Source organism: Bacterioplanoides sp., assembly GCF_965219715.1.
Classification (GTDB): Bacteria; Pseudomonadota; Gammaproteobacteria; order Pseudomonadales; family Oceanobacteraceae; genus Bacterioplanoides.
Genome location: NZ_OZ244785.1, coordinates 4,765,050 through 4,787,714 on the forward strand (window position 1 = coordinate 4,765,050; position 22,665 = coordinate 4,787,714).

Sequence of the window (22,665 nt, forward strand, 5' to 3'; positions counted from 1 at the left end):
AATTAAAGTTGCGGGATTTTACCTCAGATCGGCTTGGTTAGCCTATCAATCTTGCATGTTGATTTTGGTCACATTGATTTCGTAGCGCTTCTTGCCTTTCTTTTTATCAAGTAGTCGTACTAACAGATAATTCTTGTCTTTTGCGAACCATGCATAGACCTCGCGACCTTTCTTCTTGCGTATTTGCTGAACCTTGACGGTATCTAATTTGCCGGCTTTCGTTTTCAGCTGCTCCTCGCCGATGACTTTGAAGCGAAAATCTTTGCTTTTGTTTTTTTCAAACACGGGGTAACTGAACTCTGTCTTTCCTGACGCCAGATCGAGGCCCGCCTGAAGCATATAAGTCAGATTGTCCTGGATTTCATTCTGCCATACGCTCTGATGGGTGATGTTCTTTTCCATATCCCGGACCGAGTTGTCATTCGGGTGGAAGCTCAGGGTGCGATCATCTTCATTAAATAAACCGCTGGCGCGATATTCGTAGTTCAGTGGTTGCAAGCGCTTGGTTGTGGAGAGTGTAAATTCGGAGCTTTCTTTTAACTTAGCTGCACCGGTTTCGGCTTCGAAAACAAGCTGCCAGCGATTGTCGCCGATCTTTTTCAGTTCTCGTTTGGCATCAATATCAACACTGAACCAGCCTATCTTCCATTCGGTCTTATATTTAGCTGTGAAGGGAGTAATTTTGGCCTGTGACTCCTGCCCAGCAGGAGCTGAATCATCATTAATTGCAGAAAGCTGTGGGTTAGCACTGGTGATGGTGCTGAAAAAGGTCAGAAAAATCAGTAGCTGCTTAAGCATAAAGCTTGTCCGGCAAGTCCATTTGCCAGTCAGTATATAGCCAAACTCGCTGTGCGGTTAGCTATTTACAGATCCAGACGCAAGCCTGTGTTAGGAATCACATTTCCATCAAGCATGGCATTGCAGCCTTTCATAGTTAAGCGACCGTTCACAAACCATTTAACTGCAATAGGGTAGATAATGTGTTCCTGAGTATGAACTCGCTGCTGCAGGCTGGTCGCATCGTCACCGTCATAAACAGGAACAACAGCCTGGATAACATTGGGGCCGCCATCCAGCTCCTCTGTTACAAAATGAACAGTAACCCCATGCTTTTCATCTCCAGCATCAAGAGCGCGTTGATGTGTATTCAGCCCCTGATACTTAGGCAGTAAAGACGGATGAATGTTCAGCATGCGTCCGTGATAGCGAATAACAAACGATGGCGTAAGGATCCGCATAAAGCCGGCAAGCACAACGAGGTCTGGTTGATATTCATCAATGGCTCGCATCAGTGCAACATCAAAGTCTTCGCGGCTGGCAAATTCTTTGTGGTCAACAATCTGAGTTTCGATATCGCGATCTTTTGCTTTCTGAATGCCTGGAGCTTCGGGACGATTACAAATAACAGCGGCAATTTCGCCGTCGATATCGCCATTTTTTACTGCATCAGCAATGGCGACCATGTTGGAGCCACTGCCTGATATCAGTACAACGATTTGAGGTTTGTCTTCTTTCTCTGCGGGCAGGCTGCCCGCATTCAGCGTGTCTACGCTCATAATTGGTGTTTGCCAGTGAATTGAACCTGGGCTTCACCTTCAGCCTGGGGTTGGATCTCACCAATGATCCAGGCGTGCTCACCTTCTGCGTTCAGTAATGCAACGGCCGCATCAGCCTTGTCTTCTGGCAGTGCGATGATCATGCCAACGCCGCAGTTGAAGGTGCGGTACATTTCCGCCGTTTCGACGTTGCCTTGTTCTTGTAGCCAGTTGAAAACAGCAGGCCATTGCCAGCTATTGCTGTCGATAACCGCTTTGCAGTTTTCTGGCAGAACGCGCGGGATATTTTCCTGGAAGCCGCCACCGGTGATGTGTGACAGGGCATGTACGTCAGAAGTGCTGATCAGCTTCAGAGTCGATTTAACATAAATCTTGGTTGGCGCCATCAGGGCATCCGTTAACGGCTGACCGTCCAGTTCACCGCTCAAGTCGGCGCCGGATACTTCGATAATTTTGCGGATCAGTGAGTAGCCGTTGGAGTGAGGGCCGCTTGATGCCAGAGCAATCAGCTTGTCGCCTGCCTGAACCTTTGTGCCATCAATGATGTCTTCTTTTTCTGCGATACCAACGCAGAATCCGGCGAGGTCGTAATCTTCACCTTCATACATTCCTGGCATTTCAGCGGTTTCGCCGCCAACCAGGGAGGCGCCAGCCTGGGAGCAGCCTTCGCCAATGCCTTCAACCACTGCAGCGGCTACGTCTACATTCAGCTTGCCTGTCGCATAGTAATCGAGGAAAAACAGAGGTTCTGCACCGGCAACCACCAAGTCGTTAACACACATGGCTACCAGGTCGATGCCAATGGAGTCATGCTTATTCAGGTCCATGGCTAAGCGCAGTTTGGTGCCAACGCCGTCGGTACCGGAAACCAGAACAGGTTGCTTGTAACCTTGAGGTAATTCGAACAGAGCGCCAAAGCCACCCAATCCAGCCAGAACTTCCGGGCGGCGGGTGCGCTTAGCAACACCTTTAATTCGATCAACTAAAGCATTACCTGCGTCGATGTCGACGCCTGCGTCTTTGTAGCTAAGGGATTGTTTTTCAGGAGATTGCTGTTCGCTCATGCCGTTGTCACAGGTTGGCTAATGGAAAGGCGCGTATTCTAACGATTTGTTATGGCAAGCGCATCCCGCAATTGCTCTGTTTTCGCCAATTTTTCCCCTGACTACTGGTTAAATTTACACGTCGTGGCACAATACGCCCCAATTGATCGATTTCGATTGGAAGTAAGGGCTGATTGTGCGCCAATTTTTGTTGTTAATGCTGACTCTTTGGTCGAGTTTTTCCGCTGCTGTAATGGTTTCAGACCTGTATGAGGTCGACGTTTCAGTGGCTGATCAGACGGCGGAAAACCGTGAGGCTGGAATGGCACTCGCACTCGAACAAGTGCTGATCAAAGTGTCTGGTAAACAAACGGTTTTAGATAATCCGGCGATACAACAGCAACTTACCAGTGCCGACCGTTTGGTAAAGCGTTATCGATACGCCCGGGATGAGGTGGATGACTCCGTTCGTCTGCAAGTGATTTTTGCCGGTAACCTGATTGATCGGTTGCTTCGTAACGCCGGTGAACCGATCTGGGGGAAAAGCCGGCCTCTTATTCTCATCTGGCAAGCCGTTGAAGAAGACACTCAAAGACAATTTCTGAATCAGGACAGTGGTGCCTGGGCGGTATTGGTCGAGCGTGTCATGTCAGAACGTGGTTTACCAGTGTTATGGCCAACGTTGGATCTTGCCGATGAGCTGGTGTTGCCGCTGGAAAAGCTGTGGGGGCTATTCAAGCAAGACATTCAGGTGGCTTCGAGCCGTTATCAGGCGGATGCAGTGGTTGCTGGCCGTTTAAGTCCGGCATCTGAGGAAGGCTGGGGTTACAGTGGTATTTTGTTTCACCAGCAAACGACACTGGCCTTGTCTGCTCAGGCGGAAGATGCTGAAGGCGTCTTGCGTTTAGTCGCAGATCAGGTCGCCAGTTATTTTGCATCTCAATACGCGGTTGAAACGAACGCGGTGGCTCAGCCTCAAGGATTTCAGTTACAGGTGACGGGGGTGGAGAATTTCGCCTCTTACCATGAATTATTAATGTATCTGAATTCTAAGGTGGCCATAAATAACGTAAGCTTATTAAAAGTAGATGGAACCCGTCTTACACTGGCTCTCGATCTTGCCGCCGATTGGCAACATGTCTGGAGTGTGATGGCGCTCGATAAACGCCTGAGCATCAGTGAAGAAGCCGGTGTATTGCACTGGGGGCAATATAAGTAGGTTATGACGCAGGAAAATATGGCCATTGTTGAGCCACAACAGCAGCTGACATTATCGGTCGCCATTCGCGATGATGCCCGTTTTGCTAACTATTATGCTGGCCCGAACGAGCAGGTTGTGCATGAGCTGCAACGTCAATGGACCACCCATGGAGAACCTTTTATTTTTCTTTGGGGCGCCAACGGCGTTGGTTGCAGTCATTTGTTACAAGCAGCGTGTCATTATGCAGAAGGCCTGGGGCACCAGAGCGTTTATTTACCATTGGATGAGTTGGCGGAATACAGCTCGGCTGTGCTCGATTCAATGGAACAACTGCCGCTGGTCGCACTTGATAACATTCAGGCCGTCACTGGCAATCCGGAGTGGGAAGAAGCGTTGTTCCACTTGTTTAATCGGATACGCGATCGTCAGGGGCATCTGTTGATTGCCGCTGATAACAGCCCTAAATCGATTGGTGTTAACTTACCGGATTTAGTCTCCCGCTTGACTTGGGGGATGACTTATCAGGTCGAGCCATTAGAGGATGAAGATAAGGTCCAGGCGTTATTGTTGCGTGCCAAGCGTCGCGGTTTAAACATGGGTGATGACGTGGCGCGCTTTATATTGACGCGCGGCCCCCGTGATATGCAGGGGTTGTTTGACCTGCTGGATAAGCTGGATCAGGCGTCATTATCTGCGCAGCGCAAACTGACGATCCCGTTTATCAAAACAGAGTTGGATTGGTAGCTTTCCTGACTTAATGCTGAAAATACAAAAAAAGGCCGCTCTTAACAGGGCGGCCTTTTTGTTTGTCTTGTCAGATGGTGCTCAGATCAGCTCAGTGCTTTTTTCAGGCGACTGATTGCTTCCTGCAGAACATCCATGCTGGTTGCGAAAGACAAACGCATATGGCCAGGAGTGCCAAATGCAGAGCCAGGAACCAGTGCAACCTCAGCTTCGTTCAGCATTTTTTCTGCGAAGTCGACGTCTGATTCGATACTTGCAGCTTCCATGGCTCCCTTGAAGCTTGGGAAAGCGTAGAAGGTACCGTCACTTTCAACACACTCAACGCCAGGCAAATCATTCAGTGCAGCAACCACATAGTCGTGACGCTCTTTGAATGCTTTCAGCATATCCTGAACACAACCCTGATCACCATTCAGTGCCGCTTCAGCAGCTACCTGGGCAATAGAGGTTGGGTTGGAGGTGCTTTGTGACTGAATTTTCTTCATTGCAGCAACCAGCTTTTGCGGGCCACCAACGTAGCCGATACGCCAGCCAGTCATGCTGTAAGCCTTGGAGACACCGTTCATAACCAGAGTACGGTCGTAAAGCTCTGGACAAACTGTCACTATGTTATGGAAACCACCTTCGGCCCATAAAATGTGCTCGTACATATCGTCAGTCGCGATCAGTACGTTCGGGTACTTTTTCAGAATGTCAGCCAGTGCTTTCAATTCTGATTCTGTATAGGCAACACCAGAAGGGTTTGACGGACTGTTGATGACAACCAGTCGGGTTTTTTCGGTGATTGCAGCGTCCAGCTGTTCAGCTGTCATTTTAAAGCGGGCGCTCTGGTCAGTTTCAACAACAACCGGCACGCCTTCTGCGATTTTCACCATATCTGGATAGGAAACCCAGTAAGGTGCAGGGATAACCACTTCATCGCCTGGGTTCAGCAGAGCCAGTGCCAGGTTGAAGAAACTTTGCTTACCGCCACAAGACACCAGAATCTGGTTTGGCTCATAGCTTAAGCCGTTGTCACGCTTGAACTTGTCAATAATCGCTTTCTTCAGAGACGGAGTACCATCCACCGCGGTGTACTTGGTGAAGCCATCAGCAATCGCTTTGGTGGCTGCATCTTTAATATGCTGTGGAGTATCGAAATCCGGCTCGCCAGCGCCCAGGCCAATAATATCTTTGCCTGCCGCTCGCAGTTCTGCTGCACGGTTGGTTACCGCCAGAGTAGGAGAAGGCTTGATCTGTTGAACGCGATCAGACAATTGCAGGTCCAAGTGTGTATCCTCAATAAACGCGTGGTGGGAAAGCAGTTCGCTGTGAGTTTCTGTCTCAACTGACAACTACTGCCGTAAAAAATCCGTATAATTCTAATCGAAACTGTTACTTAGCGAAACAACGACTTTCTGGAATCCTGATGAGTAAGGCATTTGAACTGCAGTCAAAATATTCTCCCGCCGGAGATCAACCGACGGCCATTAAGGGGTTGGTTCAGGGGGTTGAAGCGGGATTGCTTAAGCAAACGCTACTTGGGGTAACGGGATCCGGTAAGACCTACACCATGGCCAATGTCATCGCAGAGTGTAAGCGCCCGGCGATTATTATGGCGCATAACAAAACTCTGGCAGCCCAGTTGTATGGTGAGTTTAAAGAATTTTTCCCTAACAACGCCGTCGAGTACTTTGTTTCTTATTACGACTATTACCAGCCAGAAGCTTATGTTCCGGCGTCCGATACCTTTATTGATAAAGACGCCTCGGTAAACGAACACATCGAACAGATGAGGTTGTCAGCAACCAAGGCGTTGATGGAACGCCGTGATGCTGTGATTGTTGCGACTGTGTCGGCCATTTATGGTTTGGGTGATCCGGACTCCTATCTGAAAATGATGCTGCATATGGTACGCGGTGATGAGGTTGATCAGCGCACAGTGTTACGTCGTCTGGCGGAACTGCAATACACCCGGAACGATCTGGATTTCCACCGCGGTACTTATCGGGTGCGTGGTGATGTGATTGATATTTTCCCGGCGGAAAGCGATGACGAAGCGGTTCGTATCGAACTGTTTGATGACGAGATTGAACAAATCTCTTTGTTTGATCCGTTGACCGGTGAGGTTCGCTCACGCCTGGCGCGAGTAACGATTTATCCAAAAACTCACTATGTAACACCACGGGAAACCATTCTTGGCGCCATCGATGGTATTGAAGACGAGTTAAAACAACGTCTGGAGTATTACCGCGACAATAACCTTCTGGTAGAAGCCCAGCGTCTCGAGCAACGTACCCGTTATGACATCGAGATGATGCGAGAGTTGGGATATTGCTCCGGGATCGAAAACTACTCGCGGTACTTATCCGGTCGCTCAGAAGGTGATGCACCGCCAACCCTGTTTGATTACATTCCCAAAGATGCGTTGGTGTTTGTCGACGAATCTCACGTCACCATTCCTCAGATTGGTGGTATGTACCGCGGCGACCGTTCCCGTAAAGAAACCCTGGTGCAATTTGGCTTCCGTCTGCCATCGGCGCTGGATAACCGTCCGATGCGTTTTGAAGAGTGGGAAGCAATTGTGCCGCAGTGCATTTTTGTATCGGCGACTCCGGGTAACTACGAACAGGATCATCAGGATCATGTGGTTGAACAAGTCGTTCGGCCAACCGGGTTGATTGACCCTGAATTAGAAATACGCCCGGCAACTGGTCAGGTGGACGACGTATTACATGAGCTGCAGGAGCGTACCGCCAAAGGTGAGCGGGTTCTGATTACCGTGTTAACCAAGCGCATGGCGGAAGACTTAACCGACTTCCTGCTGGAGCAAAATATTCGTGTGCGTTATCTGCATTCCGATATCGACACCGTTGAACGGGTAGAAATTATCCGCGATCTGCGCCTCGGCGAGTTTGATGTGTTAGTGGGTATTAACTTATTGCGGGAAGGTCTGGATATTCCAGAGGTCTCTTTGGTCGCGATTTTTGATGCTGACAAAGAAGGCTTCTTACGTTCGGAGCGTTCACTGATTCAGACCATTGGTCGGGCGGCACGTAACCTTAACGGTAAAGCAATTCTCTACGCAGACCGGATCACCGATTCGATGCAACGAGCGATGGATGAAACCGATCGCCGTCGTGAAAAGCAGATTGCCTTCAACGAAGAGCATGGCATCGTACCGAAAGGTGTGACCAAATCTGTTGAAGATATTCTTGAGGCTGGACCACCACCGGGTAAAAAATCCAAGGGCCGGGGTAAAGGCAATCGTGTGCGCCAGGTCGCTGAAGACGCAGCAGGATACGGAACAGAAGACTGGAAATCACTGCCGGCTGCTAAATTGGTGCAGCGTGTGGCAGAGGTTGAAGACCAGATGTTTAAAGCGGCGAAAGACCTCGATTTTGAGGAAGCGGCGCGACTGCGTGACTTGTTGCATGAAATGAAGCAGAAGGTGATTGAGAACAGCTAGGGTGGCGTTCATATACTAATGATTAGTTCGTAATCTGGTATTATGGCGGGTTCTGAAAACAGCTGTTCAATTTTTACAGGGTCACCACTATGACGTTGCCGTATCAGGCGTTGATGTTAAGCCAGAATGAAAGTCTGGCTAAGCGTCTGGATGATATCCACCAGAGTATCCTCGACGCTGTGGCTGCGATTGATCGTGTTGCCTGTGCCTTGTACGACCCGGTTACCGGCTTGCTTGAAGCTTTTGTCAGCAGCAATCGGCAAAGCCGTTCTGTGCGGCGCAATCATCACGCGGTTTATCGGAATTGCGGGGCGCTGAAGCACATAGCCAGCAGCCGTCACGGACAGTTGGTACAGGCTGCTGACGAAAGCGTAACCACCGACCCTTTCCTGGCGCCCTGGTTGGCGACACATGATTGTGACTGCTCGTTTATTGTTCCCTTGTTTGCCGGGGATGACCTGATTGGTTTTCTGTTGTTCGACAGTCAGCAGACTTCGACCCTGAATGCTGAAGCTCAACGTGATGTACTGGTGCATGGCAACCTGATCGTTATGGCCATTCTGTCGGAAGTATCGGCAGTTAATTCGTTATTGGCGACCACTAAAACCGTCCATGGCATGGTGCACGTGCGTGATTTTGAGACCGGCGAACACCTTGCCCGGATGGCACGTTTATCACGCCTGATCACTCAGGGAGTGGCTTCGCATTACCAGCTTTCCAGCGAGTTTATCCAGCATGTATATCTCTATTCTGCATTGCATGATATTGGCAAACTGGGGATTCCTGACGACATTTTGTTGAAGCCAAATGGCCTGACTGAAAGTGAGCAAGCAGTGATGAAGAGTCATGTTGAGCAGGGTGTGCGGCTGATTGATGATTTGCTGAATACTCATGGCTTACAGAATCTTCGCGACTCGAAAATTCTGCGCAATATTGTTGCCTGTCATCATGAATTGCTGGATGGCAGTGGTTATCCGAATGGCTTAACGTCTGATCAGATTCCGGTTGAAGCCCGGATTGTCACCGTTGCTGATATTTTTGATGCACTGACCTGTGCGCGACCTTATAAACAGCCCTGGAGCGTTGATGAGGCGTTTAATGAGTTGCAGGAGATGACCGCGAAAGGTCAGCTGGATGTATATTGTGTCAATGCGTTACTAACTGCCCGGGCGGAAGCGGAGCAGATTATTCAGGAGCTGAAAGAATAACGATAAGGCCATCATACAGACACAAAAAAGGCGCTTGATAAAAGCGCCTTTTTTGTAACGAATTTTGGTAGGACTACCCAGATTCGAACTGGGGACCTCTACCATGTCAAAATTGTGGACAAATCAAACTAACTCTTTGAAATATAGAGAAAAATCCAAAAATACAAGATTTCACCCGGTGTCAGATAGAGTCAAAACAACCGAAAATTTAAGGCTTGTTAACCCCTGTGTTAGTATTGCTCATCTTTTATAGTTCTATAACAGGAAGTTATGTCTAAATTCCTCACAACCGCCATGATCAATGCTTATTTGGAAGAATTGATCAAAAAGACTAATAGTGACCTTATCCTTGTTAGTCCTTACCTGAAATTTAGCAATAAAATCAAAGAGTTACTCTCGGATATGGAAGGTTCTGGCCTGCGGGTTAGTATTATCTATGGTAAAGAAGTATTGAAAGCAGAGAGTGCTCAGCTGACTTGGGTTAAGTCTCAACCTCACATCGATTTGTATTTCTATCGAGATCTGCACGCTAAGTGTTATCTGAACAGCAGCAATGCCATTGTTTCTAGCATGAATCTTTACGAGTTCAGCCAGGTAAACAATTTTGAGATGGGGGTTCTACTTAGTAAGAAGGTAGATAACGATGCTTTTGATGATTGTTTTGATGAAGTCCAGAGATTGCTGAGAATTAGTAATAAGGTTGAATCTCCGGTCGCGGAGATTAAGAATCAAATAATATCAAAGGTTCAGGAAGTTTCTGATAACGCAGATTCTGGCCAGGCTGGAGTCGTTTCTAAAGCTGCCTTAGTTGCCAAGAAGGTCATTAAAGCGGTTGTATCAGATGAAAAACCAGATGCTTATTCTACCGAATACAACAAGCTGACAACTTCGAAGTTAGCCAAGAAATACAAAATGACTACCGAGAAGGCTAATAAAGAATTGGTCTATATGGGTTGCCTTGATGAAAAAGAAGGTCGTTTATATCTAACAGATCGTGGCAAATCTAAAGGTGGTGAATTCAGAAAAGGGGCTCATGGCATTTACTTTTTGTGGCCAGAAAACACTTTTGATTGATTCCTTCTAAGAGTGGTTACAGCTTCCACCTGTCAGCCACTCTTTTAGCTAGCGACAAACCTGCCCTATTTTCCGTTAGCTCTTTGTGCTCGCTTGGTCATGGGGCTTACGTGTCCTTCCTCCGGTATTTCTATACCAGTACTCAGCCAGATTGCATATTCCGGAAATAAAGTCTGTATTGCTTCCATCTCTGAGGTTCGCATTACTTTTCTCTGCTTTATTGATCTCCATCGGGTTGCATCTATCTGCGTTTCTTTTTCAAGCCATGGCATTTTTATGCCTTCCGCTTCAATTAAAGCAAGAAATCTATCGACTGTAGAATCCATATAGACAAAAATAATTAAACATTATGATTAATTTATTGATCATAATGCTTAAAGCTCCTATTCTTTAGCTGTGAGTGTTGCAGCACTCATTTGTTAACGAAACTAACCGCCAATCCTACCACGGTTGCCGCAAAGCCCAAAAAGGCCCGGCTGTTGAGTAGGCAAGGAGATACCGCATGGACGCTCTTAATAAGCAGCCAGCACCAGCCCTCAGAATCGCCTCACCGATTCCTATGCAGGCTGAACTGATCCAGATCGACGGCCATGTCGCTCTAATGGAATATCAAGCCGCCTTTAAAAACGAATTTGTACACCTGCCAGAAGTCGCACTGCGCTACATGGTTTGGCTGGTTCTATCCGACGAAGACAAAGCCGAAATTCACCGCTTCGCACTCCAGATCCGCAACGAACTCAACGCACAAGGATTAGAACGTTTTAAGCGTGCAGCCGCGGAAGTATTCAAAGCGGGGAAAAGCTCATGAAGAAAATGCTGCCATCAGGCTCCAGCTATGTGGCTATGACCGTAATCGGTAAGACAAAAATAGAGTTCGATAACATCGCTCTTTATTACATACAGGTAGCCGTTCCGGAAACCAACGGTGCCGGATACGTCGCGCAAAAAGTCCCATGTGACTCGGAAGTTGTCCGTTACCTGCCAGACGATATTGGCTCTTACCCTCTCAACATCACAGCACAAGTCCGCTTTGAAAAAGCCCAGGGAAAACTGACGCCGCACGTTGAGTTGGTGTCTGAAATTTTTAATTAAAAAACGGCGCTGGCGCGTAACCCTCACCGCCAGCAACCGACTCTTAGAGGGACTTAAAGGTAAACACTATGAACAACATGCAATTCCCAATGCCAGTGACCATCTGCGGCGCCATGTCTTTTCAGCCGGACAATGGCAATCGAATTAACCAGATCTTTGTCGTTAACAGTGATCCGGACAACCCGAATTACAAAGGCACCGTTCCGGCAAAAATGGCGTGCGATCAGGTTTTATTTGATCAACTTCCGACTGATCAAAGTGCTTATCCAATGGACTGCACAATTTTAGTCCGCAACAAGACGGCTGGCGGCAAAACCGTCCAGCACGCTTTAACGCTGCAACAGACAGACAAAAAAGCTAAGGCTAGTTAATGGCAAAAATTCTGATTTGTGATCAGCCGGTCATACAACCCACTGGCGAAGTGGCTTGCTCAGCATGGCAAGTGGCTGATTACGAATCGCTTCTACAGCAACAGGATCTTAATCAGCTCTCACAAATTCTCACTGATTTTGATCCCGTTCTGTTTGCGGCCATTACTGGCGGTTTGTTGCTCTCATTTGCAGGCGCGCACATTGCCGGGGTCGTAGTTAAAACGATGAACCGTTCTTAATTAAATAAAGGTAATTTCCCATGAAAAAAATCACACAACGTTTGAATAAAACAATGGCAAAAGCGGGTTTCGTTGCAGCAGGCGCTGCTCTGTCTGCTCAGTCCTTCGCCATTAATGATGAAGATATCACAGGTGCATTCGCCGCCGGTGAAACCAGCTACGGCTTAGCCATTGCCGGCATCATCGGCCTCGCTGCTATTGGCGTTGGTGTCGGCTTCGTGATGGGCATGCTGCGTAAAAGCTAATGCTGGTCACTGTTCTGCTTGCAGTAGCCCTGAACGCCTCGTTCGTTTACGGCTATTACACAGGAAGAATTTCGTAATACGGCACACGTCATGTGAAGGCTCCGTAAGGGGCCTTTTTTGTGCCTGTCATCTGGAGTTTACCCAATGATCTTTCGATGCTTACTCATATTCGTTACCACCGTATTAGCCACATCCCCGGCCGCAGCTAACGTTGATGCCACGTTCTCTACTGGTTATAAAATCCGATTTTTTTCTAATTCAGAGTTTTCAGGTTATTTCGATAGCCCGGAAAATGCCTGTTTAGGCTCGTCGCAGCTTTTCTCTTCAGACCCGGTAGCTCCTTCCTGGGCATCTGGATATCAAACGTGTGGTCTGAAGTCTGGTGAGTGTTATGCATCTGCGGATTGTTCGGATAAAAGCTCGTGGGTCCGTGCTGGTCGAAATGATATTGTTAGCTCGGTCAATCATGGTTGCGAAACTTGGGATTCGGTATCCGGTGCCTGTTCAATGCTTTGTGAAGATAGGGCTCCTAAAGAAATACCTTATCTCGACATTGAGAACTGCGACAGAATTCCGATTAAGAGTTGTGGCCAAAATCAATCAGCAGAAACCTTTTATGAGTTTGATGCGGTTGCGTGCCCTGTTTGTTCCGATGGTGATGACTGCCAAGCCTATGTAGACAACAACGGTTTTAATTGCCCTTCAGGGTCATCAACTCACATTACCATCAGTGACTTAAACGTCGATGGCCTAGGTGTTATTCAAAGACCGACTGCCTCCTGTGTCGATAACGACAGCACAGGTGGCGATAACAGCGGCGGTGGCGATAACAGCGGTGGCGGCGATAACAGCGGTGGTGGCGATAACAGCGGCGGTGGCGATAACAGCGGCGGCGATAACAGCGGTGGTGGCGATAACAGCGGCGGTGGCGATAACAGTGGCGGTGACAACACAGGTGGGGGCAATACCGGTAGAAGTGGCAGCACAACCACCGACCTTTCCGGCGTAATTGATGCCATCACTGATCAAACAACAGAGCTGATTTCCGGCAGTGATGAAAACACAACGGAAATTACCAATTCCATCGATGGCTTATCGAGTGAAATAAGTCAGCTATCAGACGCACTCAAAGACGATGCTGGCGAGTGCGATCCAGAGTCTTCCGGATACCTCTCATGCCAAAAAGGTGTTCAGCGCGGTGACGGATTCAACCCCAATGAAGATTTCAAAGACCTTACCGAACGAGTGAGCGTCAAACGAGCCGAATACATACAAGCCGTTGAGGCCGCCAAAGAACGATTCAGCCACTTATTTCAGATTGATACCTCAGCAGGTAATCCCTTCTATGACGACGTTCAGGAAATCAAAGGAGCTGAGGTTAATTTCGGCACATCAATTTTTCAGGAATTTCTGAAATACCTTCCCTCCTTAATTTTGCTCGCTGCCTCCATTCGTTCCGCTGAAATCATGCTGTCCAGGTAGGAGATTCATATGAAATGTATTAGCTGCATAGTTTTATTGATTGCCTTACTTTTCCCGTTTTTTGTATTTGCTGAGGCGACACAATCTACTAATCAGACACTGCTGGATAATATCGGTGTAGTGATTGATTGGTTCGACGACACGTCCTACCAATGGGCTGACACCATGCTCGAACGAATATCAGCCTGGGTAATCGTGTGGTGGCTTGAATCCAAGCTGTTTATTTTTCAATTGTCACTGAATATTGCTGAAGGGGTCGTCAGTACTCTCGGCATATCAGAAGCCATTTCTGCACTACTGGGTGGTGTGGATAGCAAAATAGCCAACTTTATTTTCTGGTTAAAAATCCCGGAAGCGATCAACACCATACTGTCCGCTTATGGTGTACGCATGATCATGGGGGCCTTCTCATGACAACCGCTATCCATCACGGCCCTCCGGGCTCCTATAAAAGTTTTGCCATTGTTCAGGACGTAGTAATTCCTGCTCTGAAAAAAGGCCGCACCGTAATCACCAACATCCGTGGTCTGGACGACATTAACCACATCGCAAAAACCATGGGATTCGAACTCCCGGAAGAATCAAAGTTAATTGCTGTAAAGCACGATTCCCGCGAAGGGTTTGAACATATGGCGCGTTTTTTTCACTGGGCGCCACAGGGGGCACTGATCGTGATGGATGAAGCACAGCGTGTTTATCCGACACGATTAAAGAATCTTACTGAATTTGACTTAACCGACCCCCAAGAGGGCGAACTACCGCGACCGACTACGGTAGAAAATGCATTCGATCAGCACCGACACATGAACTGGGATATTTATCTCAGCACTACTAATGTCGCCAAAGTCCATAAAGAAGTGCGCGCCGTGGCTGAGTATGCCTTTCGTCACCGTGATATGGCGGGTGTGTTGCCCTGGTATAAAAACAAATGGCGGGAATTTAAACATGACGCAGAAAACAACGGAAAATCCGTTAGTCATTACATCGGAACCCCACAACTCAAAACAGCAAACACAAAAGTCTTCGAGTGTTACCAATCAACCGCAACAGGAACCACTCAAGGGTCTAACGAAAATAAAAGTATTTTTGCTGATACAAAGCTTCGAATACTCCTCTTGCTTATCTTCAGCTGTATCGCGTATTTCATTTACGGCCTTACACAGGTTATGGGGCGCTTTGATAAAAAGCCTGAAGTACCTGTCGAAACGATTGCTCCGCCTTATGCTGGGAATACTGATCATGATGGCAGTGGCAACCTTCATACGGCTAGCAGTGAAAACCCTGCTGATATAAATCCATTTCCGGTTATAGATATTGTTGGTGGTCGAAAGGTTTATTACACCGGCACCTTTATCGTTCATAACTTCGAACTCGTCTCCGATAGCGACACAATCCACCTAACGTCTACCGACTTCACAGCAGCCGGTTATGACGTCGAAAAAATCTCTGATTGCATCGTTCGCATTACAGCAACCAAACAGCAGCACATAGCCGTTTGTTCGCCTGAGCCGCTGCAAGTGCAATCCACCCAACCAACCGCATTACTCCCGCAGATATGAGCATTAGCACTAGGGGCGGGTCTGTGATCCCGCAAGAGGTAGCCAAAGGCGTAGGACGTGAGTCCTGTGGGCTGGGTAACAGTCGTGCCTGCACGATCTTTATCCAGACCAGCACAGAGTACTTCCAACTAAATACTGCCGCTCTGGCGAAGTCTGAAGCACGTAAGGCGAAGCCACTGCGGCAACGACAAGCGAACAGCGCCGAGGCGTCCGCAGGGCTTCGCCCTGCGAAGCCAGGTCATTACGTACCTGTAACACGTAATTAAAAAAAGGCATTTCACGGTGTCGCGGAAAAGTAGACGCCAGAAGGACAAGAGGAACTAAAGGTATGGCACGTTTTGAAAACAAAAAAATGTCACGGTCTTACGATAAGGAAACCGGGCGGGATATTTTCACGACGGAACGGGGAAATGAATTTGACTTGTCGCAGCTTCGTTTCTTAGCTGCAGGTATCGATACCCTGCGCCAGCTGTATAACTGCACCATCAAAAACGATGCTCTGGAACAGATAGCCAGGCATTACAACAAAGACGGTGCCGACACCAATAGCGCTCCTTTTATCACCCTGGGCGGCATTGAATGGAAGTTCACAGCCTCCGGCAAAAAGTCCGGGTACCAATACATCCTGAAAAATCTGGATGAAGGTTTTGTGGTCCTGCTGAAATCGTTTTACAAAGAAATCGACGAACACGGACCACACCTGAAAATCGAAGCCACTCCCCAAATTATCGACGAATTAGGGCTATGCGGTGTTTCTAAACGGCTGCGGGAAATCGCCCAAATCTTCGGGGAAACAGTCGAAGCATCCGGCGTAGCCGTTCACCTGCACGTAGATATGAAGGGCTTAGAAATTCCGGAAGACTTCGAACAGCGTTTAGCCACACGCAGTAAGAAAAACTTCAAAGTGAACAGCATCAGTAACGCTCATTTTGAAGCCGCGGAAGCAGCCTTTATCTATGGTAAGGGCCAAACGTACCTATTCGGGCAATCCAGCTCCCTCCAAATGTGTCTCTATGACAAAACACAGGAAGCCATTAAATCCGACAAGCTCGATTTTATGGAAGAAATCTGGAAGCGCACCCCATCGGTCAAAGTCTGGTTAGAACCTGAATATGACGACGGCAAAAAATCGGGCGTCCCGGATACCGTGCACCGGCTGGAATTCCGGATACATCACAGCGTCATTAAGCAATTCGAGAACGGCCACTTCCAGAAAACCTGCGAATACGACGACAACGGCAACCTGACCAAGCCCGGGGAAGAAGTGTTCATCAGAGAAGCGCGGGATCTGAAAAAGCACCTGCAAGGCCTCTGGCTCTACTGCCTCGAAAACTTCCGCCTGGAACACTCCCGGACATACGTAGACCCCATCTGGCAAAAGCTAATGGAAGACATCCATTACTTTCAGATTCACCCAACCTTTATCTATGCCAGAGCACAAAAAAAGTCCGGCGGCCCCTCTACCCGAAGGAACGTAGCCATGTGGATCGGAAATCACCTAAGACTGGCGGCTAGACGGGGCCTGACCACTGATCATGTCACTAACTACCTGATGAACGCCGGATTAGAAAGCGAGATTGCCGACTACTTCGGGCTTCGAATATTCGGACACCAAGATGAAGTCTGGATGTGCCTACATGAATTTGTATCAAACAAGCTAAGAGAACATCGACTAAATGGGGTTGCTGCATGATTGAACAAAAGCTAATGCCATTAAGAGATTGGAGAGAGCAACGATTTGTAGGAACTCCACCGAGTGTTTCTACGGTTAAACGCTGGGTTAAGAATGGCGACATTCCTACTAAAAAGATTGGTGGATCTATTTTCGTTATCTTAAACGAAGAGATGAATACAACAGGCGACCATCTCGTTGATGCAGTTTTGAGTAGTTAAATAGTGGCTAATCGTAGTAAAGAACATAAAGATCTTCCGGATAACCTCTATTCAGTAGGGGGGAGTAGCCCTTATTACCGGTATAAGCATCCGATCACTGGCAAGATGCATGGGATGGGGAAGAACCGGAAAGAGGCTGTTGCAGCTGCCAAAAAGCTCAATCAGATACTGGTTAAAACCAACAATTTGGTTGAATCGGTTTTGAATGACTATGAATATTCAGTGGCCAGGTGTGTTGGGCTGTATCGTGAAGAACGTCAGCCACAGCTTGAAATGAAGCCGTCGACAGTGAAGTTAGAAAACTATCGGTTGGACGCGATAGTAGAACACTTGGGGGCCCGAACCGCTGAGACAGTATCAGTCAAAGATTGCTCCGACTTTCTCAGAAACTTCCAACGCAACGCCTATACCAAACATCGAGCAACTCTGATCAAAGTACTGGCGTATGCGGAATCTCAAGGCTGGGTTTCTAAGAATACAGCTAAATCAACATTGCCATTACCAACAGCTCAAGAAAAGAAACAACGCCTGCCTCTGAAAAAGGAATGGTTCGATCTGATCTATGCTGCTTCCCCTACATGGCTACAGATCGCAATGAATATTGCCCTGATCACACTTCAGCGTCGTGGTGACTTACTCGTAATGAAGTACAGCGATATAAAGGAAGGCTACCTCTACATCATCCAGCAAAAAACTGAAAAGCATGGTTCCCGGGCATACCTTAAAATCGAAATTGGTCAGGCTCTCCAGGGCGAAATAGATAGAAGTAAGACAGAAAAGCCGGAACACTACCCTTTCATGCTTCACCGGTACCCAAAGAGAAGAATCCCATTTAAAGGCCAGAAACACTACGGCCAGATATCAGAAGATCGTCTCAGTAAGTCATTTGCCAAAGTCAGAGACTCACTGGATGAATTCAAGAATATGCCCAAAGCAATGCGCCCTACTTTCCATGAAATCAGGGGATTAGGCGGCGCACTCTACTTAGAGCAAGGCTTTGAGAAAGAGTATGTAAACCTGTTAATGGGCCACACAACGCAACAAATGACCAATGAGTACACAGACCAACACAGAACATGGACTAACTGCGAAGCAAACCTCTCTATTAACTAGCTTCAGTATTTTCTTGTTTTGTTGTAGCCATAACCAGCTTTACAGCAAGTAGGGCCATTACAAAATTGCCGATAAGCCCTTCAAGTGCAGAAAATAACTTACCTGTCACTGTCGTTTGTATTACATCTCCGTAGCCCAGAGTACTAAACGTAACCATACTTACATATAGTGAATTTATGGCGACATCTAAGTCAAAGAGCTCTTTTTTGTTCTGGTCAAGGTCGTAATAAATAAAAGCAAAACCGATAATCAAGCCACTGATTCCACCAACAGCTAATTTAAGAGTCGCATTGGCACGGTCTCCATCAAGAAGCGATGGCAACCCTTCCTTCGTCACAACCCACCACAATGCCCCAGGCGCTCCAATTGCGAATAGATAGGGAGTTATTTGTAGAATTCCAGCATCTGAGACGGAGCGATAATACTCAGCAAGTACCGACGGTAGCCCAACTGAAATAAATAGAACAACGGTGGTTATAAGGGCTGCTTCAAAAGATAGGTAGAGTGTTGACCTTGAGAAAGCCATCATACGACGAAATCTGCACAGTAAGGCCTCAATTAGCCATGAGAATAACTTAAAGGTAATACGGGAGAATGACCCTAAGGCAGATCTGACAATTTCCATTTGTCTATATCCATTGTATGCAATTCGCTTGCAAAGGTTTTGCAAACACATCATCGGAAACAAAAACAGACACATATAAGTGTCTGTTTTCGCTGTAGAATTTTGGTAGGACTACCCAGATTCGAACTGGGGACCTCTACCATGTCAAGGTAGCGCTCTAACCAACTGAGCTATAGTCCTGAAGTGGCGCACATACTAACCGCAGGGTTACCTTTCTGCAACCCCTGCGACCGTCTTTCCTGCGAAGAAAATTCTTTTAAATCAATCTGCTAGCTGTTGAGAGAAATTACAACCAGATGCAGGCTGGTAGCTCACTGTTGATCAGCTTTGGTTGATTTTTGACATTCCCTGCCATTAAATGAGTGCCATCAATAACCGGGGACGATTCTGTGCAAACACAATTTCAGGTGAGCGGTGATCTGGCTGGCTTGGTACGGCAGTATCTGCAGCAACAGCAGGATTGTGACTGGTTCCTTTATCAGGAGCTGGAAACTATCGCGGCAAACAATCGCATTACGTTTGAGCGGTGGTGGCACATTCTCGAAGCATTGCAGGCACGTTATCCAGACAAGAATATTGCACTGGAGTTAGGAGCGAATGTTCGCCCGGTGCATCTCGGTGTGCTCGGCTATCTGGTGCTTGCCTGCAATACCATGGCCGAGGCTCTGCTGGAATTTCAGCGTTATCAGGGCTTGTTACACGATGGCGACCGGGCTCAGGCAAGCAGTGACGGCAACCTGATGATGCTGAGTTGGAGCCGGCATTATCAGCTTAACCATGTGCTCTCCGACCAGGTGCTGATCAGTGGTATGGTGAGCTTTATTCGGACCATGGTCGGTCAGCCTGAATTGAAGGCCAGCAGGCTGTGTTTTTCTTTCCCGCGGCCTGACTGGCCTGACGAGGTTTATCAGCCCCTGTGCGAAGAAGTGTTATTTGATCAGCCAGCTACAGCGATTTGTTTTCCGCCAGAGTATTTAAACTTGCCGGTGGCAAACAGTGACCCGGATCTGAAGGCCTTACTTGAACAACAAGCGCAAGCCATGCTGGCGATTTTACCGCAGCAGGATGACCTGATTATTCATCTGCGAGCGGCGTTGTTAAAAGCGTTACGCAAAGGGCAGGCAACATCTGAATTTGTGGCCAGTGAGTTACATATGTCAGAACGCACTCTGTTTCGCCGATTGCAGCAATATGACTTCACTTTTAAGCAGATTCTGGCGCAAACCCGAACCGAATTAGCAAAAGAGCAGCTGAAATCCGGCCAGTTAACTCTGGCGGAAATCGCCTTATTGTTGGGCTATTCGGAACAAAGCGCGTTTAATCGTGCGTTTAAACGCGAAACCGGTATGACACCGCGACAATATCAACAGAATGATTGAATGCCGATCGTAAACTGCGCGTTAACAGGCGCTAGTTTCCGTGTATGAACTAGACTCAAACAGATTACTGCGATTTTCTGATCTGAGGAGTCTGCTTTGCAGTTACGAACGCAAATTCTGTTGGTGTATCTTCTGGTGCTTGGCCTTGGCCTGGCAATCTCCAGCAGCATCTTTATTTCCGGGCGCCAGGTAACGGAAATCACCAATCAGCTGGTGGAAGAAAAATTACCCCGGCTCGACAGCATTAACGATCTTTATATTGCCATCATTGAGCACGAACGCCTGCTGTACGAATATTACGCAACAACCGACAGTGAGCAATTTGAACCACTGCTAAGACAAAATGGCGAGCGTATTTCATACGATCTGGAGCAAATCGCCATAGCCTTCCCGGACACCGTTGAAATCGAACAAATTCGCAGTGACGAGCATATGGTGAGTGATTACACCATGCAGTTGGATCAGATGTTTCGCTCAGCGGCGGTTGATTGGGATAAAGCCCGTGAGCTACTCGGTTTGGTGAGTGCCGCCGGGCGGCGCATCTTACCGCGTTTGGATTTGTTGGTTGATACGATCAAAGACGATGCGGTAATGACTGCAGAAAACACCCAGCAGCAAACGGAGTTGAGCAGTTCGCTGGTGATCGGTTTTGCGTTATTGGTGATCGTGATTGCTGCGTTTGTTGGTTTTTACGTTAACAGTTATATCCGTGAAACAGTAAAACGCCGGCGGTTGGCGATGTTTGCGGAACGCAGCCCCAACCCGATTATGAGTTTTAGCTGGCGCGGAAAGTTAAATTACACCAATCCGGCTTGCCTCAACCTGATGACATCACTCGGGAATAATTCTCGTCGCCCTGAAAGTCTGCTTCCCGACGATTTTCAGCGTCTGCTGTTAAGCTTGCAAACGAGCAAGGACAATTACTCACAGTGGGTTGCCCGCTTATCCGATAACTGCACGCTGCAATATTCGCTGTCGCTGTTGCGCGATCTGGATACCGTGCATCTGTATATAGAAGACATCAGTGAACGTACCAAAGCACAACAGGACCTGAAGTTTCAGGCTTACCACGATGTGCTGACCGAAATGCCAAACCGACGTTTCTTTAATGAGTGTCTGCAAGAGCTGGTGGAAAATAATCAGCATAAAACGCCGTTTGCCCTGGTGTTGGTCAGTCTCGACCGGTTTGATCTGGTTACTGCCAGTGTGGGTTATCAGGTTGGTGATCAGATTCTGAAAGCCGTCTCCGACAACCTGACTCATTTTATTCAGAACTACTGCACGCTGGATCTCAGCAATAAAAAATACCGTCTGGATTCCAGCAAGTTCGCCTTGTTGGTGGACGAATTACCGGAACACGATTTTGCCGAAAATCTGGCGGCCGCATTGGTTGAAGAAATGAGAATGCCGGTGTGTATTGATAACAACGAATTTCACCTGACGGTGAGCGTTGGTGTGAGTCATTTCCCGGATCATGGTGAGAGCGGTGAGACTCTGATTGCTAATGCAGATGCGGCATTAACCCGGGTTAAGCGTGATGGTGGCGACGGCTTATTAAGTTACAGTCAGGATATTCATGCGAAAGAGCAAGCCTGGATCGATATCGAACGTAATCTGCGCCATGCCATCGATGACCAGGAATTAGTGCTGCATTATCAGCCAAAAATCTCCGCTCATGCGCATCAGATTTCCGGTGTTGAAGCCTTAATTCGCTGGCGTCGTGCTGACGGCAGTATGGTGTCGCCCGGCGAGTTTATTCCGGTGGCCGAGCAAACCGGATTAATCGTTATGATTGGTGAGTGGGTGATTCACGAAGCCTGCCGCCAGTTCGAACGCTGGAATGACGAGAAGCCACTCAATATTGCAATTAACCTGTCAGCCAGGCAGTTCCGCCATCCAGACTTTATACCGATGGTGAGTGAATGTTTGCATCATTACGCGATTGATCCGGCGATGATTGAGCTGGAAATTACAGAAAGCTTATTGATGAACGACATTCAGAAAAGTATCGAGACCATGCATGAATTAAAGGCGCTGGGCTTTAAATTATCGATCGATGATTTTGGTACCGGATATTCATCGCTGAGTTACCTGAAAGATTTTCCGATCGATAAACTAAAAATCGACCGGGCCTTTGTTATGAATATTGAAAACAACCCGGAAGATCGCACCCTGGCGAAAACCATTGTTGATCTTGCCCATAACCTTAATCTGACGGTGGTGGCTGAAGGTGTTGAGAACGAGCAACAGCTGAAAATTATTGAAGAGCTGGGCGTTGAGGAAATTCAGGGGTTCTATTTCAGTAAGCCGATCAGTGCTGGAGATATCGAGCAAAACTATTTCTGAGCTTACTGGTATGGAGCGATTGAGCAGTCGCGCCAGGTCTGTAGCCG

Annotated in this window: 24 protein-coding genes and 1 tRNA gene; 19 read left to right on the plus strand and 6 right to left on the minus strand. The window is 47.8% G+C overall.

Annotated features, from left to right (window positions below; translation table 11 throughout):
• Window positions 1-45: 45 nt before the first annotated feature.
• The 3 genes from ACOQOZ_RS22005 to purM form a co-directional block, all read right to left on the minus strand.
• Window positions 46-798, minus strand: a complete 753-nt coding sequence (locus ACOQOZ_RS22005) for a DUF3108 domain-containing protein (protein WP_420590298.1) — start codon at window positions 796-798, stop codon at window positions 46-48.
• Window positions 799-863: 65 nt separating this feature from the next.
• On the minus strand, window positions 864-1,556 hold the full coding sequence (purN, locus tag ACOQOZ_RS22010; RefSeq protein ID WP_420590299.1) for a phosphoribosylglycinamide formyltransferase: 693 nt from the start codon (window positions 1,554-1,556) through the stop codon (window positions 864-866).
• Window positions 1,553-2,620 (minus strand): phosphoribosylformylglycinamidine cyclo-ligase, encoded by a 1,068-nt coding sequence (gene purM / locus ACOQOZ_RS22015; protein ID WP_420590300.1) that lies wholly within the window; start codon window positions 2,618-2,620, stop codon window positions 1,553-1,555. The genes purN and purM overlap by 4 nt, the downstream gene beginning before the upstream one ends.
• A gap of 175 nt (window positions 2,621-2,795) precedes the next feature.
• On the opposite strand from purM, the gene ACOQOZ_RS22020 reads away from it, so the two are divergent.
• On the plus strand, window positions 2,796-3,818 hold the full coding sequence (locus ACOQOZ_RS22020; RefSeq protein WP_420590301.1) for a DUF2066 domain-containing protein: 1,023 nt from the start codon (window positions 2,796-2,798) through the stop codon (window positions 3,816-3,818).
• Window positions 3,819-3,821: 3 nt separating this feature from the next.
• Entirely contained in the window at window positions 3,822-4,544 is a 723-nt protein-coding gene (gene hda, locus ACOQOZ_RS22025) for a DnaA regulatory inactivator Hda (RefSeq protein WP_420590302.1), read from the plus strand.
• A gap of 86 nt (window positions 4,545-4,630) precedes the next feature.
• On the opposite strand, the gene ACOQOZ_RS22030 is transcribed toward hda, so the two are convergent.
• Window positions 4,631-5,812 carry a pyridoxal phosphate-dependent aminotransferase gene (locus ACOQOZ_RS22030; RefSeq protein ID WP_420590303.1) on the minus strand — a complete coding sequence of 394 codons (1,182 nt, stop codon included), beginning with the start codon at window positions 5,810-5,812 and terminating at the stop codon, window positions 4,631-4,633.
• Between the two features lie 140 nt (window positions 5,813-5,952).
• Here ACOQOZ_RS22030 and uvrB point away from each other — a divergent pair, with 140 nt between their 5' ends.
• The 15 genes from uvrB (at window position 5,953) to ACOQOZ_RS22105 (ending at window position 18,268) form a co-directional block, all read left to right on the plus strand.
• On the plus strand, window positions 5,953-7,992 hold the full coding sequence (uvrB, locus tag ACOQOZ_RS22035; RefSeq protein WP_420590304.1) for an excinuclease ABC subunit UvrB: 2,040 nt from the start codon (window positions 5,953-5,955) through the stop codon (window positions 7,990-7,992).
• 89 nt (window positions 7,993-8,081) lie between these two features.
• On the plus strand, window positions 8,082-9,200 hold the full coding sequence (locus ACOQOZ_RS22040) for an HD domain-containing phosphohydrolase (protein WP_420590305.1): 1,119 nt from the start codon (window positions 8,082-8,084) through the stop codon (window positions 9,198-9,200).
• A 270-nt stretch (window positions 9,201-9,470) separates the two neighbouring features.
• On the plus strand, window positions 9,471-10,274 hold the full coding sequence (locus ACOQOZ_RS22045) for a phospholipase D family protein (RefSeq protein ID WP_420590306.1): 804 nt from the start codon (window positions 9,471-9,473) through the stop codon (window positions 10,272-10,274).
• A gap of 502 nt (window positions 10,275-10,776) precedes the next feature.
• Window positions 10,777-11,082 (plus strand): hypothetical protein, encoded by a 306-nt coding sequence (locus ACOQOZ_RS22050; protein WP_420590307.1) that lies wholly within the window; start codon window positions 10,777-10,779, stop codon window positions 11,080-11,082.
• Window positions 11,079-11,366, plus strand: coding sequence for a hypothetical protein (locus tag ACOQOZ_RS22055; RefSeq protein ID WP_420590308.1), 288 nt, complete (start codon window positions 11,079-11,081; stop codon window positions 11,364-11,366). Before ACOQOZ_RS22050 ends, ACOQOZ_RS22055 begins: the two co-directional genes overlap by 4 nt.
• A 68-nt stretch (window positions 11,367-11,434) precedes the next feature.
• Window positions 11,435-11,737, plus strand: coding sequence for a hypothetical protein (locus ACOQOZ_RS22060; RefSeq protein ID WP_420590309.1), 303 nt, complete (start codon window positions 11,435-11,437; stop codon window positions 11,735-11,737).
• Window positions 11,737-11,976, plus strand: a complete 240-nt coding sequence (locus ACOQOZ_RS22065; protein ID WP_420590310.1) for a hypothetical protein — start codon at window positions 11,737-11,739, stop codon at window positions 11,974-11,976. The genes ACOQOZ_RS22060 and ACOQOZ_RS22065 overlap by 1 nt, the downstream gene beginning before the upstream one ends.
• 20 nt (window positions 11,977-11,996) lie before the next feature.
• Window positions 11,997-12,221, plus strand: coding sequence for a hypothetical protein (locus ACOQOZ_RS22070; protein ID WP_420590311.1), 225 nt, complete (start codon window positions 11,997-11,999; stop codon window positions 12,219-12,221).
• Between the two features lie 507 nt (window positions 12,222-12,728).
• Window positions 12,729-13,703: a hypothetical protein gene (locus tag ACOQOZ_RS22075; RefSeq protein WP_420590312.1), complete on the plus strand. Its 975-nt coding sequence runs from the start codon at window positions 12,729-12,731 to the stop codon at window positions 13,701-13,703.
• Between the two features lie 9 nt (window positions 13,704-13,712).
• Window positions 13,713-14,117 (plus strand): DUF2523 family protein, encoded by a 405-nt coding sequence (locus tag ACOQOZ_RS22080; RefSeq protein ID WP_420590313.1) that lies wholly within the window; start codon window positions 13,713-13,715, stop codon window positions 14,115-14,117.
• Entirely contained in the window at window positions 14,114-15,262 is a 1,149-nt protein-coding gene (locus ACOQOZ_RS22085) for a zonular occludens toxin family protein (protein WP_420590314.1), read from the plus strand. Before ACOQOZ_RS22080 ends, ACOQOZ_RS22085 begins: the two co-directional genes overlap by 4 nt.
• Before the next feature lie 23 nt (window positions 15,263-15,285).
• Entirely contained in the window at window positions 15,286-15,528 is a 243-nt protein-coding gene (locus ACOQOZ_RS22090; RefSeq protein WP_420590315.1) for a hypothetical protein, read from the plus strand.
• A gap of 62 nt (window positions 15,529-15,590) precedes the next feature.
• The gene (locus ACOQOZ_RS22095; RefSeq protein WP_420590316.1) at window positions 15,591-16,955 is read left to right on the plus strand and encodes a hypothetical protein; all 1,365 of its coding nucleotides are present in this window, start codon (window positions 15,591-15,593) and stop codon (window positions 16,953-16,955) included.
• Complete coding sequence (locus ACOQOZ_RS22100) at window positions 16,952-17,155, plus strand: DNA-binding protein (RefSeq protein ID WP_420590317.1); 204 nt, start codon at window positions 16,952-16,954, stop codon at window positions 17,153-17,155. Before ACOQOZ_RS22095 ends, ACOQOZ_RS22100 begins: the two co-directional genes overlap by 4 nt.
• Window positions 17,156-17,158: 3 nt before the next feature.
• Window positions 17,159-18,268: a phage integrase Arm DNA-binding domain-containing protein gene (locus ACOQOZ_RS22105; protein ID WP_420590318.1), complete on the plus strand. Its 1,110-nt coding sequence runs from the start codon at window positions 17,159-17,161 to the stop codon at window positions 18,266-18,268.
• Here ACOQOZ_RS22105 and ACOQOZ_RS22110 read toward each other — a convergent pair.
• Window positions 18,261-18,797, minus strand: a complete 537-nt coding sequence (locus ACOQOZ_RS22110) for a potassium channel family protein (RefSeq protein WP_420590319.1) — start codon at window positions 18,795-18,797, stop codon at window positions 18,261-18,263. The genes ACOQOZ_RS22105 and ACOQOZ_RS22110 overlap by 8 nt on opposite strands.
• Before the next feature lie 199 nt (window positions 18,798-18,996).
• Window positions 18,997-19,073: transfer RNA gene (locus ACOQOZ_RS22115), tRNA-Val, on the minus strand.
• Window positions 19,074-19,282: 209 nt separating this feature from the next.
• Here ACOQOZ_RS22115 and ACOQOZ_RS22120 point away from each other — a divergent pair.
• Window positions 19,283-20,272 (plus strand): AraC family transcriptional regulator ligand-binding domain-containing protein, encoded by a 990-nt coding sequence (locus tag ACOQOZ_RS22120; protein ID WP_420590320.1) that lies wholly within the window; start codon window positions 19,283-19,285, stop codon window positions 20,270-20,272.
• 96 nt (window positions 20,273-20,368) lie between these two features.
• Window positions 20,369-22,618, plus strand: coding sequence for a putative bifunctional diguanylate cyclase/phosphodiesterase (locus ACOQOZ_RS22125; protein ID WP_420590321.1), 2,250 nt, complete (start codon window positions 20,369-20,371; stop codon window positions 22,616-22,618).
• Window positions 22,619-22,665: the final 47 nt, after the last annotated feature.